This window comes from Saccharopolyspora sp. NFXS83 (assembly GCF_026241095.1).
Classification (GTDB): Bacteria; Actinomycetota; Actinomycetes; order Mycobacteriales; family Pseudonocardiaceae; genus Saccharopolyspora_C.
In genome coordinates this window covers 24,238-39,358 of record NZ_JAPFGB010000044.1, presented here as the reverse complement: position 1 = coordinate 39,358, position 15,121 = coordinate 24,238, and the positions used below count along the sequence as shown (strand labels likewise).

General features: G+C 74.2%; 11 protein-coding genes and 1 riboswitch. Of the genes, 10 read left to right on the top strand and 1 reads right to left on the bottom strand.

Annotated features, from left to right (window positions below; translation table 11 throughout):
- Positions 1–261: 261 nt before the first annotated feature.
- A complete protein-coding gene (locus OOZ19_RS29030) occupies positions 262–888 on the bottom strand; it encodes a LysE family translocator (RefSeq protein ID WP_266093358.1) in 627 nt (208 codons plus the stop codon).
- Positions 889–1,226: 338 nt separating this feature from the next.
- Here OOZ19_RS29030 and OOZ19_RS29025 point away from each other — a divergent pair, with 338 nt between their 5' ends.
- From OOZ19_RS29025 to OOZ19_RS28980, 10 genes are all read left to right on the top strand, one after another.
- Positions 1,227–2,015 carry a S1 family peptidase gene (locus OOZ19_RS29025; protein WP_266093357.1) on the top strand — a complete coding sequence of 263 codons (789 nt, stop codon included), beginning with the start codon at positions 1,227–1,229 and terminating at the stop codon, positions 2,013–2,015.
- Between the two features lie 225 nt (positions 2,016–2,240).
- Positions 2,241–2,711, top strand: a complete 471-nt coding sequence (locus tag OOZ19_RS29020) for a GNAT family N-acetyltransferase (protein ID WP_266093356.1) — start codon at positions 2,241–2,243, stop codon at positions 2,709–2,711.
- Positions 2,712–2,780: 69 nt separating this feature from the next.
- Positions 2,781–2,921, top strand: a riboswitch (cobalamin riboswitch).
- Positions 2,922–2,979: 58 nt separating this feature from the next.
- Complete coding sequence (locus tag OOZ19_RS29015) at positions 2,980–5,106, top strand: putative cobaltochelatase (RefSeq protein ID WP_266093355.1); 2,127 nt, start codon at positions 2,980–2,982, stop codon at positions 5,104–5,106.
- Between the two features lie 948 nt (positions 5,107–6,054).
- Positions 6,055–6,669 (top strand): cob(I)yrinic acid a,c-diamide adenosyltransferase, encoded by a 615-nt coding sequence (cobO, locus tag OOZ19_RS29010; RefSeq protein WP_266093354.1) that lies wholly within the window; start codon positions 6,055–6,057, stop codon positions 6,667–6,669.
- Positions 6,666–8,057: a cobyrinic acid a,c-diamide synthase CobB gene (locus OOZ19_RS29005; RefSeq protein ID WP_266093353.1), complete on the top strand. Its 1,392-nt coding sequence runs from the start codon at positions 6,666–6,668 to the stop codon at positions 8,055–8,057. Before cobO ends, OOZ19_RS29005 begins: the two co-directional genes overlap by 4 nt.
- A 191-nt stretch (positions 8,058–8,248) precedes the next feature.
- On the top strand, positions 8,249–9,862 hold the full coding sequence (locus tag OOZ19_RS29000; protein WP_266093352.1) for an SAM-dependent methyltransferase: 1,614 nt from the start codon (positions 8,249–8,251) through the stop codon (positions 9,860–9,862).
- A gap of 123 nt (positions 9,863–9,985) precedes the next feature.
- Positions 9,986–11,191, top strand: coding sequence for a bifunctional cobalt-precorrin-7 (C(5))-methyltransferase/cobalt-precorrin-6B (C(15))-methyltransferase (locus OOZ19_RS28995; protein ID WP_266093351.1), 1,206 nt, complete (start codon positions 9,986–9,988; stop codon positions 11,189–11,191).
- Complete coding sequence (locus OOZ19_RS28990) at positions 11,188–12,570, top strand: cobalamin biosynthesis protein (protein ID WP_266093350.1); 1,383 nt, start codon at positions 11,188–11,190, stop codon at positions 12,568–12,570. Before OOZ19_RS28995 ends, OOZ19_RS28990 begins: the two co-directional genes overlap by 4 nt.
- Before the next feature lie 97 nt (positions 12,571–12,667).
- Complete coding sequence (locus tag OOZ19_RS28985) at positions 12,668–14,512, top strand: sensor histidine kinase (protein WP_266093349.1); 1,845 nt, start codon at positions 12,668–12,670, stop codon at positions 14,510–14,512.
- A complete protein-coding gene (locus tag OOZ19_RS28980) occupies positions 14,464–15,114 on the top strand; it encodes a response regulator transcription factor (RefSeq protein ID WP_266093348.1) in 651 nt (216 codons plus the stop codon). The genes OOZ19_RS28985 and OOZ19_RS28980 overlap by 49 nt, the downstream gene beginning before the upstream one ends.
- Positions 15,115–15,121 lie beyond the last annotated feature (7 nt).

Here is a 15,121-nt window from a genome sequence, read left to right as displayed (position 1 = left end):
TCGGCTTGTGGACGTGGGCTAAAGCGCTTCGCGCTTTACAGGCACGGCCTTCGGCCGCAAGGCAGGCTTTGCTTCGCCGCCCACTGCACGGCCTTCGGCTGTTAGGCACGGCTACGCCGCAAAGCAGGCTGGCTTCGCCGCTTACTGCACGGCCTTCGGTCGGGAGGCGGGCTGGGCATTGCCGCTTATTGCTGGCGGTCTTCGGGTGCTGGGCGGGGTCGCTTCTCCTGCCCTTCGCGAGCTTTCGCCGCGTGGAGGTGGTCAGGTGGTGACCAGGCCTACGGAGATCGTGAGGAAAGCCGCTGCGCTGACCATGTCGAGGGAGCGGGCGATCTTGGGGCGGCGGAGGCGGTCGGCGATGCGGGCCGCGGCGAGGACGATGGTGACCTCCCAGATCGCGGCGAGCACCAGGAAGACCGCGCCCAGCAGGACCAGTTGCAGGGTGGGGGCCGTCGCGGCGCCCACGAACTGGGGCAGGAAGGCCAGGCTGAACAGCAGCATCTTCGGGTTCGTGATGTTGCTCAGCAGGCCCTGCAGGTACGGGCGGTCGGTGGTGCTGCCCGATTCGAGGCCGTCGCCGGTCTCCTTGCGGGTCAGCCACAGGCCCCGCACGATCATGACCGCGAGGTAGCCGAGGTACGCGGCTCCGGCCCACTTGAGCATGGCCAGCACCGCGGGGTTGTTCGTGATCAGCGTGCCGAGCCCGCAGATCACCAGCGCCACCTGCAGGATGCTCGCGGTATGGATGCCGAGCAGGGCGCGCAGGCCCGCGCCGATGCCCTGCCGCAGTGAGGTCCGCAGCAGCAGGAACGCGTCCACCCCGGGGGTCAGCACCACCACTGCACTGGCGAGCAGGAACGCCGGCAGGGTCGTGAAGTCCAGCAGCATGACGTGTTCGCTCCTTGATCGAGTCGTCGCGCAGGTCGTGCGCGCACGAAGGTGGCCGGTGGGCGGATGGGCCCACCGGTCGAAGGTTTCACCGGATCGGGGGTGATCTCGGATCCGCGTCGTCGCGGACTCCGGGGATCGTGGACGGTGCTACGGGACGAACGGCGATCGGCCGCGCAAGTGCTTCGTAGTTTTTCCCGTCAACAACCATCTTAACGAAAAATTCTTGCGAACCCATGTGAGCTCGCCCTCCTGATCTCTCGGTGACCGGGCCGCTACCGTGTGCCGCCGAGTGCGTTGATCACCTCCGATCAGCGGTGCGAGTCTTGGAGGCCGTCGTGTCCGACCACTCCCGCCCGCCGCGGCGTTCACCGGCCCGGCTCGCCGCCGGCGCCTCCGCGTTGGCCGCGGCGCTGACGGCGCTGGGCGCCCCGGCCGGCGCCGACCCCGCCCAGGAGCGGGTGCTCGGCGGCGCCGAGGAAGGCGCGGCGCCGTGGGCGGTGGCGCTGACCGACGGCGCCGGGCACCAGTTCTGCGGCGGCACCCTCGTCACGCCGATCAAGGTCGTCACCGCCGCGCACTGCGTCGACGGCCGCGACCCCGGAGGGCTGCGTGCGATCACCGGCCGGGCGGACCTGCGCGACACCGGAGGCGCCGACGGCGCGGTCGGGGACGTGTGGGTGCACCCGGAATTCCGGGACGTCACCGAGGGGCGCGACGTGGCGGTGCTGACCTTGACCGCCCCCGCCGCGCAGCAGCCGCTGCCGATGGCCGAACCCGGTGACACCGAGTCGTACCGGCCGGGAGCCCCGGCTCGGGTCTACGGCTGGGGGCGCACCACCGAGACCGGCTCGTCCTCGGACGTGCTCCGCTCCGCCGAGGTGCCGATCAGCTCGGATGCGGACTGCCGGGCCGCGTATCCGGACTACGAGCCGGGAACGCGGGTGTGCGCGGGAGCGCCGGAAGGCGGCCGGGACGCGTGCGCCGGGGACTCCGGCGGGCCGCTCGTCGCCGACGGCAGGCTGATCGGCGTGGTGTCCTACGGCACCGGGTGCGGGCGGCCCGGCACGCCCGGCGTCTACACCCGGATCGCGGCGGTCTCGTCGGACGTCGCGGCCCGGCTCTGAACGAGACGGCGAGATCATCCCGGTGGATGGGAAGCCCGGCGGCTCGCGGCTCTCAGGTGGGAATGACCTGTTCATCGGGAATGTCCGCTTCGCGCGGGCGAGGCGCGTTCGTGCGCTGCACTTCCCGATTTCGGCAGCCGATCGCGGTCCGGGCGAACGACGTGGCCTGCGCTACTTCCACCGCAGGTGACCGCAGGTGTCGTAGCCGGAATGTGATATCCCGTGATGGTGACCCTGCAACCGCTCGCCACCGCAGTCCACCGCGCCTACACGGCCGACCTCGACGCTGAGGACTTCTACCGCATGCTCCGCCTGCGCGTGGACGTGTTCGTGGTCGAGCAGAACTGCGCGTACCCGGAGCTCGACGGCCGGGACCTGGAGAACAGCACCAGGCACTTCTGGATCGACTCCGCGGACGGGTACGTGCTCGGCTACCTGCGGCTGCTCGAAGACCCCGACGGCACCTTCCGCATCGGACGGGTCGTCACCGCCAAGAACGCCCGCGGCCTCGGCCTCGGGCGCAAGCTGATGCGCGCCGCGCTCGCCGAGATCCAGCGCGCCCCGGCGACGCTGGCGGCGCAGACCTACGCGCAGGAGTTCTACCGCGGTTTCGGGTTCGAACCCTCGGGTGAGGAGTATCTCGAAGACGGCATCCCGCACGTCGACATGCACCGATACCCCGGCTCGCTGCGCTGAGCCCGTCGCGGCGGTTCCTCGGCCGTCCGTGATCTGCGACGATGCACGCTGGTCCCAGCCAAGGCAGGTCAGGAAGCCGGTGCGAGTCCGGCACGGTCGGCGCCACTGTGACCGGGGAGCGGGCCTCCCTCGCGAGCCACCGGGCGCGTCGGCGAACGCTGCTGCCTGGGAAGGCCGGGGTTCCGCGTTGATCCGGGAGTCAGGACACTGCCTCGCCTTGGCGCAGCCGACATCGGGGCGTCCGAGACCCGAGGAAGGAACACCTGGCATGACTGCTCCCGCGAGCCCGCGCTTCCCGTTCACCGCGGTGGTCGGGCACGACGACCTGCGGCTGGCGCTGCTGCTGAACGCGGTGCACCCGCGCATCGGCGGTGTGCTGGTGCGCGGCGAGAAGGGCACCGCGAAGTCGACGGTGGTGCGCGCCCTGGCGTCGCTGCTGCCTCCGCTGGACGTCGTGACCGGCTGCCGCTTCGGCTGCGCCCCGCACCGGCCCGACCCGCAGTGCCCGGACGGCCCGCACGCCGAGGTCGCCGGGGTGCGGCGGCCCGCGGAGCTGGTGGAGCTGCCGGTGGGCGCCACCGAGGACCGGCTGGTCGGCTCGCTCGACCTGGAACGCGCGCTGACCGAGGGCGTCAGCGCCTACCAGCCCGGTCTGCTGGCGGCGGCGCACCGCGGCGTGCTCTACGTCGACGAGGTCAACCTGCTGCACGACCACCTGGTGGACCTGCTGCTGGACGCGGCGGCGATGGGCCGCGCGCACGTGGAGCGCGAAGGAGTGTCGGTCACGCACGCGGCCTCGTTCCTGCTGGTCGGCACCATGAACCCGGAGGAGGGCGAGCTGCGTCCGCAGCTGCTCGACCGGTTCGGGCTGACCGTGCAGGTCGCGGCGTCGCGCGACGTGGCGACGCGCACCGAGGTGGTGCGCAGGCGGCTCGCGTTCGAGGCGGACCCGGCGGGCTTCGCGGCGAAGTGGGCCGACGCGGACGCCGATCTGGCGCGGCGGATCACCGAGGCGCGGTCCCTGGTGGAGTCGGTGCGGCTGCCCGACGCGGAGCTGCGGCGCATCTCCGCGCTGTGCGCGTCGTTCGACGTGGACGGCATGCGCGCCGACCTGGTGCTGGCGCGGACCGCCGTGGCGCACGCCGCGTGGCGCGGCGCGGACGCGGTGGCCGAATCCGACGTGGAGGCCGCCGCCCGGCTGGCGCTGCCGCACCGGCGGCGCCGCGACCCGTTCGACGAGCCCGGTGTCGAAGAGGACCAGTTGCAGCAGGCGCTCAACGACGCCGCCCAGCACGCCGAGGACCAGCCGGGCGACGACCAGGGTTCCGAGCAGGGCGACGGCGGGGAGGAACCGCCGGACGGCCCCGACGACGGGCCGGGCGGCCCCGGCGGCGGAGCCCCCGACGGCGGACCGGACGACGGTCCGGACGGGCCGGGCGGTGGCGAGGCGCAGGCCCCGCCGGAGACGCCCGCGCCGAACGGGAACGGCGGCTCGCGACAAGGCGACGGCAACGGTCAGGCTCCCGCGAGCAAACCCCCGGCCGCGCCGGCACCGGCGTTCCGGGCTCGGCTGCTCGAAGTCCCCGGAGTCGGCGAAGGCGCTCCCGGCAGGCGCTCCCGCGCCCGGTCCCGCAGCGGCCAGACCGTCCGTTCCTCCACAGTGGATGGACATGGGGTGCACCTGCCGTCCACGCTGATCGCGGCGGCCCCCCACCAGCGGGCGCGCGGTCGCAGCGGCCCCGGACTGGTCCTGCACCGGGGCGACGTGCGGAAGTCGGTGCGCGAAGGCCGCGAAGGCAACCTCGTGCTGTTCGCCGTCGACGCCTCCGGCTCGATGGCCGCCCGCGAACGCATGTCCGCCGTCAGCGGCGCCGTGCTCTCCTTGCTGCGCGACGCCTACCAGCGCCGGGACAAGGTCGGCGTGGTGACCTTCCGCGGCGAGGACGCCGAGCTGGCGCTGCCGCCCACGTCCTCCGTGGAGATCGCCGCCACCCGGATGCGGGATCTGCGCACCGGAGGCCGCACGCCGCTGGCCACCGGGCTGCTCAAGGTCCGCCAGGTCGTGTCCACCGAACGGACCCGCGACCCGCGCAGGCGCCCGCTGCTCGTGCTGCTCACCGACGGCAAGGCCACGGTCCCCGCCGGCGACGGCGGAACCGGCCGGGCCAGGGCGCAGGCGGCGGTGCGGGATTCGATGCGCGCGGCGGGCCTGCTCGCCGGGCTCGGGGTGGCATCGGTGGTGGTCGACTGCGAGCAGGGCGTGGTGCGCCTCGGCCTCGCCGGCCAGGTCGCCACCGCCCTCGGCGGGGCCTGCCTGCGGCTGGAGGAGCTCTCCGCGGACGCCGTCGCCGGGGTCGTCCGCGCGGCCCGCGACACCGCCGCCCGAGCCGCTTGATTCCGATTCGGTTACGACCCGGTCCGGGCGGAGTAGGAATATCCCGACGTAGTTGGTAAGCTCTTCTTCGTCCACCTGACCCCCAGGGGTGGACCACGAAGTGCCCTCGCGCTCCCGATGACCCCCAGGTCGGTCGAGCGCGGGGGCGCTTTTTTTCGCCCGCGGGTGCCCCGTGGAGTCGCGCTCCGCGCGGAGCCCGCCGCTTTCGCCGCTGCCGCCGCTTCCGCGGCTCGGGACGTCTCGGACCGTGACGGGACGATCGCAGTGCGTCCCGGGAGGCCGGGCGGCGCGGTGGAAATCGTTTCCGCCGATGTTGGAAATCGCGCAGGTGCGGTACGGCGCTCGATGCTCCATTCGGGTCGGCTCGCTTGCTCGGCGGAGCGGAGCTCGCGATCACTCCCGGATCACCGTTCACAGCGCGGATTCACCCCGTTGCGGTCCGAAGTGCGACCGGTGGAGCGCAGAGCCTTTCCGGTCGATCGAATTTCCTTCGGAGTCGTCGACATCGCCGTCGGCATTTCCCTTCGCCCTACCTCGAATCCGGGAGGCGGATCCACGTCGCAGCACGCCTTGGCCGACGCCACCGCGGACGACCGGCCGGACGCAGGGCCGGCCGCGGCGCGGTCCGGCGTCGACGCCGCGCGCGAAGACGTACTCACTCCGATCCTCCGACAGCTTTCGGGAAGTGCGATGAACGGCGCTGGGAATCGAGCGCAAGACCGGCCGGAAGAGAGATCACCCGGCTGCCCGGGTCACTTCGAAGACACCGTTGTGTTCTTCCGGAACGCCCTTTTCCGGTGCGCTGAAAATCGTGCCGAGCGCATTCCGGCGCGTTCGCGGCCGGGTGGTGCGGGGCGGACGCGGATGCGGTGCGCACGCGCCGGATCTCCGCGATGAGCTCCGCTACACGTGCTTCGACGCCGTTTCGCGGTGACCTAGGGTCGGGTCATGCCTCAGGGAAAGCCGAGTTCTGTTCCGCAAGACGGGTTGACCACGCGGCAGCGGCGCAACCGCCCGTTGCTGGTCGTGCACACCGGGGAGATGAAGGGCAAGTCCACCAGCGCGTTCGGGCTCGCGCTGCGCGGCTGGAACCAGGGCTGGTCCATCGGCGTGTTCCAGTTCGTGAAGTCGGCGAAGTGGAAGGTCGGCGAGGAGTCCGCGTTCCGCGCGCTCGGCAGGCTGCACGAGGAGACCGGTGAAGGCGGTCCCGTCGAGTGGCACAAGATGGGCGAAGGCTGGTCCTGGGCGCGCAAGCAGGGATCCGAGGAGGACCACGCGGCGGCGGCGCTGGAGGGCTGGCAGGAGATCGCCCGCCGGATCGCCGACGAACGCCACGGCATGTACGTGCTCGACGAGTTCACCTATCCGCTGCACTGGGGCTGGATCGACGTCGCCGAAGTCGTCGAGACCCTGCGCGACCGGCCCGGTCACCAGCACGTGGTGATCACCGGCCGCAACGCGCCGCAGGCGCTGCTCGACGCGGCCGACCTGGTGCTGGAGACCACGAAGGTCAAGCACCCGATGGACGCCGGTCAGAAGGGCCAGAAGGGCATCGAGTGGTGAGCCCGCGCGTCGTCATCGCCGCGCCCGGCTCCGGGCAGGGCAAGACGACGGTGGCGACCGGGCTGCTCGGCGCGCTGCGCCGCCGGTCGCTGCGGGTGGCGCCGTTCAAGGTCGGGCCGGACTACATCGACCCCGGCTACCACCACGTCGCCTCCGGGCTGCCCGGGCGGAACCTGGACCCGGTGCTGGTGGGGGAGGAGCGGATCGCGCCGCTGTTCCGGCACGGCAGCGCGGGCGCCGACCTGTCCGTCGCCGAAGGCGTGATGGGCCTGTTCGACGGCAAGATCGACGGCCCCGGGCCCGGTGACGAGCCCGCGTTCGGCTCCACCGCGCACGTCGCGGGCCTGCTGCGCGCCCCGGTGGTGCTGGTCGTCGACGCGCAGGGGCAGTCGCAGAGCATCGCGGCGCTGCTGCACGGTTTCCGCAGCTTCCAGCCGGGAGTGCGGCTGGCCGGGGTGATCCTCAACCGGGTCGGCTCGCCGCGCCACGAGCAGGTGCTGCGGGACGCGTCGGACTCGGTGGGGCTGCCGGTGCTGGGCTCGCTGGGCCGCACCGGCGGGCTCAGCGTGCCGTCGCGGCACCTGGGCCTGGTCACCGCCGCCGAGCACGGCGGCGCCGCCACCGAGGCGGTCGAGGCGATGTCGGACGCCGTCGAGGCCGGGGTGGACCTGGACGCGGTGGTCGCGCTGGCGCGCAGCGCTCCGGCGCTCGACGGTCCGGTCTGGGACGCGGCGGCCGAGGTGGAGCCGGTCGCGGACCGCCCGGTGATCGCCGTGGCCGGTGGCCCCGCGTTCACCTTCGCCTACACCGAGCACGTCGAGCTGCTCACCGCCGCCGGTGCCGAGGTGGCGGTGCTCGACCCGCTGCGCGACGAGGTGCTGCCCGCGGGCACCCGCGGGCTCGTGCTGCCCGGCGGGTTCCCGGAGCAGCACGCCGCCGCGCTGTCGGCGAACTCGGCGCTGCGCGCGGAGATCACCCGGTTCGCCGCGACGGGCGCGCCGATCCACGCCGAGTGCGGCGGGCTGCTCTACCTCGCCGAGGAGCTCGACGGGCATCCGCTGTGCGGGGTGATCCCGGCGCGGGCCGAGATGTCGCCGCGGCTGACGCTGGGCTACCGCGACGCGGTCGCCGCCGCGGACTCGGTGCTGGGCGTGCGCGGCGCGCGGTTCACCGGGCACGAGTTCCACCGCACCCGGCTCGATCCGGGCCACGGCGCGGACCCCGCGTGGTTCTGGCGCGCGGACTCGGCGGTCGCGGAGGGATTCGTCCGCGGCGGGCTGCACGCCTCCTACCTGCACACCCATCCTGCCGGGACGCCGGAGGCGGTGTCGCGGTTCGTGACCAGCTGCTCGCGGACCGTGACGGGCGGTGCGGGTACGGCCGTGTGAGCGCGCCACGATCACCGGGTACGGTCGTCACCTGCGCGGCCACGGTGGGCGACGTGCTGCCCGGTGCCACCGGCCCGGCCACGCCGTCGCCTCCCTGGCCATCGGGCCGATGTCCCTCCCCACGGCGATGTCCGATGTGGACGGTTCGGCGCGCACGGCCGTAGTGGTGATGCGGAAGAGGAGAGCGAACAGTGAGTGGGCGGATCTCGTTCATCGGCGCCGGACCCGGCGCCGCGGACCTCATCACGGTCCGCGCCGCGCGACGCATCGCCGAAGCCGACGTCGTGGTGTGGTCGGCCAGCGTGCTCGCGCCCGAGTGCGTGCGGGAGCACGCGAGCGCCGATGCGGAGCTGCTCGACTCCTCCCAGCTGACCCACGAGCAGGCCGTGGAGGTGTACCGCCGCGCGGAACGCGACAAGCTGCGGGTCGTGCGGCTGCACGCCGGTGACCCGGCGCTGTGGGGATCGGTGCAGGAGCAGCACGACGCCTGCGCCAAGATGGAACTGGACGTGGAGATCGTTCCCGGCGTCAACGGCTTCTCCGCCGCCGCTGCCGCCGTGGGCCGCGAGCTGACGGTGCCGGAGGCGGCGCCGTCGGTGCTGCTGACGCGGCTGGGCGGCGGTTCGGCCGCGACGTCCGACGCCGAGCAGGTGCGGGAGCTCGCCCGGCACGGCACGACGATGGCGGTGACGCTGCCCGCCTCCCGCGCCGCGCAACTGGTCGAGGAGCTGCGCGCCGGCGGCTGCGCCGACGACATCCCGGTGCTGGTCGCCTACAAGGTGAGCTGGCCGGACGAGGTGCTGCTGAGCACCACCGTCGGCGAGCTGGAGCAGGCGGTCAAGCAGCGCAAGCTGTGGCGCTCCGCGCTGTTCCTCGTCGGCAAGGCGCTCGGCGCCGGGACGGGCAGGACTCGGGGTCAGCACGGTGAATCCGGTTATCGCCGGACGGATTCCCCGGGGCGGCGCCGCAGCTACCGCTCGGCGCGGCGGCACACCGACGCGGCCCCGTCCGGTTCCGACCAGGAGGACGTTCCGGGCGGCGCGGCGGTGTTCCACGTCGGAACCGGGAGCGCGGACGTCGAGCGTCCCGGCGCGGGCGAGCGGGCTCCGGCGTCGCGGCGCGCGGCGGAACCGGTGGCGCGGGCGGCCGAGGCGGCACCGTTGGGCGCCGACACCGTGACCGGCTCGGCCGAGGCCGAGGGCACCGGCGCCGCCGTGCCGAACATCGCGTGGTGGGCGGTGCGGGAGTGGCAGGAGGCCGCGCGCGGCGCCGCTCGGGCGCAGGCCCGGCAGCGCCGCACCGAGGACCCCGCGCAGCCGGAGCTGTTCGGCGCCCCGGACACGCGGACGCCGGACACGACGGGAACCTCGGACGAGGTCGGGAGCGCCCCGCGCGTGGAGCAGGCCGCGGAGACCGAGGCTCCGGGCGGCGGGGGAACCGCCGTGCCGCAGCCGGAACCGGCGCTCGCCCCGCAGCTCGAGGACGTCGGCACCGCCTCCGGCGACGAGCCGGAGACCGCGCGCCCGACTCGGGCCGCGTTGTCGGTGGTGCGCGATGAGCCCGCCGAGCAGGGTGCGGCGACCGGGGGCGACACCGAGCCCGCGGCGCAGGACGAGACCGCCCAGGAGGCCGCGCGCACGTCCGCGGCGAGCACCACCGGAACCTCCCGCGCCACGGCCAAGACCCGCTCCCGGGCGAAGTCCCAGTCGAAGGCCCAGACCAAGGCGCAGACCAAGGCGTCGAGCGCCAAATCCCGCGCGGCGGGGGCGAAATCGGCCAAGAACAAGGGCGACGCGTCGAGCTGATCGGCGGGGCGCCGCGGCGCGGGACGCTCGCCACGGCGTGATCACCCGGCATGGCAAGCTGAGATGGGCTCGCGATCCGCGAGCCCGGCCGGTGAAGCGGCCTGGCAGGACGAGGTGGAAGACGTGACGGTCACGGTGATCGGAGTCGAGGGGGCGGAGTTGCCCGCGGGCACCGCCGAAGTGTTGCGGTCGGCGCGGCTCGTGGTGGGCTCGCGCAGACATCTGGACGCGCACGCCCCGCAGGAGGCCCGATCGCTGGACCTGGAGCAGTGGGGCAGGGCGGTCGGCGCGCTGACCTCGCTGGCCGGTGAGGAGACCGGCGTCGTCCTCGTCGACGGCGACCCCGGATTCTTCGGCGTGCTGCGGGAATTGCGCGAGCGCGGGGTGCGGTGCGCCGTCACGCCCGCCGCTCCGAACGTGGCGCGGCTGATGGCCCGGCTGGGCAGGCCGTGGGACGAGGTGCCGGTCGCGGCGGCGAGCGAAGCGGACCTGGCGCGGGTGCTGAACCTGTGCCGGGCGCGTCCGGCGGTGCTGGTGCTCAGCGGGACGAACGCCGGTCCGGCGCAGCTCGCCTCCGGCCTGGCGGGCTGGCGGCGCACCCTGGTCGTCGGCGAGGACCTCGGCGGCGACGCGGAGAAGATCAGCACCGTCACCCCGGCGGAGGCCGCGCGGCGCACCTGGCGCCCGGACGCGGTGGTGCTGTGCGCGGAGGAACCGAAGGAGATCGGCGCCCGTGGCTGGCTCGCCGGTGGCGAGGTGCTGCCGCCCGCGTCGGGCTGGGCGCTGTCCGAGGACGAGTTCTCGCACCGCGACGGCGACGTCACTCCCGCCGAGGTGCGCGCGGTCGCGCTGGCGGAGCTCGCCGCACGGCCCGGCACGCTCGTCTGGGACGTGGGCGCCGGATCCGGTTCGGTCGCGGTGGAATGCGCGCGGCTGGGTGCCGCGACGATCGCGGTCGAGTCGGACCAGGCCCAGGTCGTGCGGCTGATCACCAACGCCGCCGGGCACGGCGTGGACGTGCGGGTCGAGGAGGAGGCCGCGCCGCAGTCGTTGCGGGCGCTGCCGAAACCGGACGCGGTGTTCGTCGGCGGTGGCGGCGGCGATGTCGTCGCCGCGTGCGCGCACGCGGGCGCGGCCCGGATCGTGGTGGAGCTGACGGAGCTGGAGCGGGTCGGCCCCACCCGGGAGGCGCTGCGCACCGCGGGCTACGAGGTGCGCGGCGTGCAGCTGGCCGCGAGCAGGCTCGTGGAGCTCGCCGACGGCGGCTCGAAGCTGGAGCCCACGGCGCCGGTGGTGCTGGTGTCCGGGCGCCGCAAGGCCGACTCGTGATCGGGTTGTTCCCGCGCTCCCCGCAGGAGCAGCGCACGGCGACCGAACTCGCCGCCCGGTGGGGGCCGGACGCGATGCTCGTCGACGGCGGACCGGGACCGGCGCTGCGCCGGCTGTGGTCCTCGCTGGACGTGGTGGTGCTGTTCCTGCCGGTCGGAGCGGCGGTGCGGCTGATCGCGCCGCTGCTGCGCGACGAACGCACCGACCCCGAGGTCGTGTGCGTCGACGAGCGGTTCGCCGTCACCGTCTCCGGTGGTGCGCAGGCCGTGGCGCCGCAGATCGCGGAGGTGCTGGGCCGGGTCCCGGTGCTGACCACGGGCGCGGCGGTGAGCCCGCTGGACGAGCTCGTCGACCACCTCTCGGCCACTGTGGACGGTGATCTCGCCGGGTGCGCGCGGTCCGTCGCCGACGAGGAACACGTGCGGCTGGTCAACCCGCACGGGTTCCCGCTGCCCGCGCTGCCGGAGAACGTCTCGGCGCACTGCGACGAGCCGGAGTGGACGGTCGTGGTGGACGACCGGCGGCCCACCGGGGAGCTCGGCGAGCGCACGGTGCGGCTGATCCCGCCGACGCTCGTGGTGGGCGTGGGTGCGGTGCGCGGCGTGTCCCGCACCGCGGTGACGGGGCTGATGTCCCGGCTGGACCGGGAGCACGGGCTCGACCCGCGGGCGATCCGCGCGTTCGCCACGGCGGAGTCGAAGGCAGATGAGCGCGGCATCCTCGACGCCGTGCAGGACCTGGGCTTCTGGCATTCCGCCGACGCCGAGGAACTGCCGCTGCGGCTGTACCCGGCGGCGGAGCTCGCCGAGGTCGAGGTGCCGAACCCGAGCGCGGAGGTGCTGCGGGAGACGGGCACCGCCAGCGTCGCCGAAGCCGCCGCGCTGCGCGCCGCCGGGGAGCTCGCAGCGGCGGGCTCCGACTCCGCGACGAGCGGGAAACCGTTGGGGCGCGACGACATCGCGGGGGATTCCGCGATCGAGCTGGTGGTGCCGAAGCTCGTCGCCGACGGGGTCACCGTCGCCGCCGCCCGCGTCCGCCCGCGCGGCCGGGTGACCGTCGTCGGTCTCGGCCCCGGCCCGGCCGACCTGCGGACACCGCGCGCCGAAGCCGAACTCCGCCGCGCCGCCGCCGTCATCGGCAGCGCGCGGGACCTCGGCCAGGTCCGAGACCTGCTGCATCCGGGCGCGCGGACGGAGGTCGTCGACTCCGCCGAAGCCGGTGCGCGCGCCGCCGCCGCGCACGCCCGCGACGGCCACGCCACCGCGCTCGTCGGAGCGGGCGACGCCGCGGCCGAGCACGCCGCCGTGCGCGCCGAACCGGGCTGCGCAGCCTTGACCGTCGCGACGATCCCCGGGATCCCCGCTCCCACGACGCCCTGACCCGCGTCCGCCTTCGAGGCGGGGTGGGGACAACTCCACCCCGGTTCGGTGGCCAAGTCGACCGTGCGACCGCGTCGGCGCCGGAAGAATGGTGCTCATGCGGGACTGGGTGCGGCGGCGCGGTGCGAGCGCAGGACGAGGACTGGTGCTGTTCGGACTGGGGGCGGCGGGACCGGTCCCGTTCCTCGGGTACGTCCTCGCGATCGTGCTGATCACCATCGGGGCGTGCGCTCCGGGCGAACGGCTGCTGGACCGGTGCCGAGCGGCGGCGAACTCGGCACGCCGCTTCGCGCGGCGGCAGGGGATCGACGCGGACGTCGACTACCTGCCGGTGCCCCCGGTTCCGCAGCCGGACGCGGAAGGCCGGTACCGGTGGGAGAACTACCTGTACCGGACGCCGCACCTGCCGCACTACATCCAGCGCGTCCGCCGGGTTTCCGACGACCCGGCGACCGCGCGGGACATGAACTGGATGCTGCTGAGCCCGTTCGTCGGTGCCCCGCTCGGACTGCTCGCGGTGTTGATCGGCCGGCGCGCGTTGCGCTGGCACACCCGGTGGACGGCGAGCCTGCTCGGCCCGCCACGGCCGCCGCGCGCCTGGTGGAGCGAGACCCGGCGAGCCCTGCTCGACTGCTGGCGGTTGCTGGTGCTCGGACTCTTGTCCGTGCTGAACCTGCTGGGTGCGGTGTGGCTGGTGGTGACGTTCCTGCTGCTGCACGCGGTCGGAGCGCACCGGTTCTGGGCGCGGATCGCCGCGAGCGCCACCGCGCTGACCGGGCTCAACCGGACCTTGGCGGCCCGGTGGAGCGGCGTCGAGATACCCGCGCCGCACCGCCCGGAGCCGCCCGCGCCGGAGCCGACCTCGGACGGCCTGTACCGCAGCGGTGATCGGCTGACCGAATCGCCCGCCCCGGCGATCCGGCACGCCCGTTACGAGAACGTGCTGCGCGATCCCGCGACCTGGCGGGACCTGGCCTGGCTGGGCGGCGACCTGGTTGTGACCGCGGCGCTGGTGGTGCCGCCGGCCGCGCTGACCCTCTGGGCCACGCAGAGCGTGTGGGCCCCGTTCTGGGTGTGGGTCGTCGAAGCGCTCACCGACCTGGAATTCCCGGACTCGCCGTGGCAGGACTGGTTCGCCGCGCACCGGGTCGTCACCGCCGGGCTCGGCGTGGCGGCCATCGCCGCGGTGCTGGTGCTGGCGCCGCTCGCGATGCGGCTGCACGGGTGGTGGGCGCGGTCGTTGCTGGCGCCGACGCGGCGGGCCGAGCTGGCGCGGCGGGTGCGGCGGCTCACCGAGACCCGGGCTGACGCCGTCGACGCCGAAGCCCGCGAACTGGACCGGATCGAACGCGACCTGCACGACGGACCGCAGGCCCGGCTGGTGGCGCTCGGCCTGAAGCTCGGTGCGATCCGCGTCCTGCTCGACCGGGATCCGCAGCGGGCGCGGGACATGCTCGACGAGACGGGGGCGGATTCCCGCCGCGTGCTCGACGAACTCCGCGACCTGGTGCGCGGGATCAGGCCGCCGGTGCTGGTGGAACGCGGGCTGGCCGACGCGATCCGGTCGCTGGCGCTCGACGTGGCGCTGCCGGTGGAGATCGTCGGGAGCCTGCCGGGCAGGTGTCCGATGGCCGTGGAGTCCGCGGCCTACTTCGCGGTCAGCGAACTGCTCGGCAACGTGCTCAAGCACGCCGAGGCGGACACCGCGCGCGTCGAACTCGGGTACGCGGCCGGAGTGCTGCGCATCGCGGTGACCGACGACGGCCGCGGCGGCGCCGACACCGGCGGTGGCACCGGACTGCGGGGGATCCGCCGCAGGCTCGGCACCTTCGATGGCACGCTCGACCTCAGCAGCCCCGCGGGTGGGACCACCCGCGCCACGATGGAGATCCCATGCGCGTTGTCCTCGCCGAAGACCTCTTCCTCCTCCGCGACGGCCTGACGACCCTGCTGACCGCGCACGGCTTCGAGATCGTCGCCGGGGTGGAGAGCGGACCCGAACTGGCGCGCGCGCTCACCGAGCACCGCCCGGACGTGGCGGTCGTCGACGTGCGGCTGCCCCCGACCCACACCGACGAGGGGCTGCAAGCGGCGTTGCGCGCGCGGTCGGAGGTCCCCGGCCTCCCGGTGCTGGTGCTGTCCCAGCACGTGGAGCGGCTCTACGCGCGCGAGCTGCTCGCCGACGGGGCGGGTGCGGTCGGCTACCTGCTCAAGGACCGGGTGTTCGACGCGGAGCAGTTCGTCGACGCGGTGCGGCGGGTCGCGGCGGGCGGCACCGCGATGGATCCCGAGGTGATCGCGACACTGCTGGACCACCGCGCCCGGGACGAACCGCTGCGGCGGATCACCGAACGCGAACGCGCCGTGCTGGAGCTGATGGCGCAAGGCCGGTCCAACACGGGCATCGCGCAGCGGCTGCACTTCAGCGAGAGCGCCGTCGGCAAGCACACCGCGAACATCTTCGCGAAGCTCGGCTTGGCGCAGTCCTCCGACGATCACCGGCGGGTGCAGGCCGTGCTGGCCTACTTGGACGCCGCGAGGTGATCGGCCT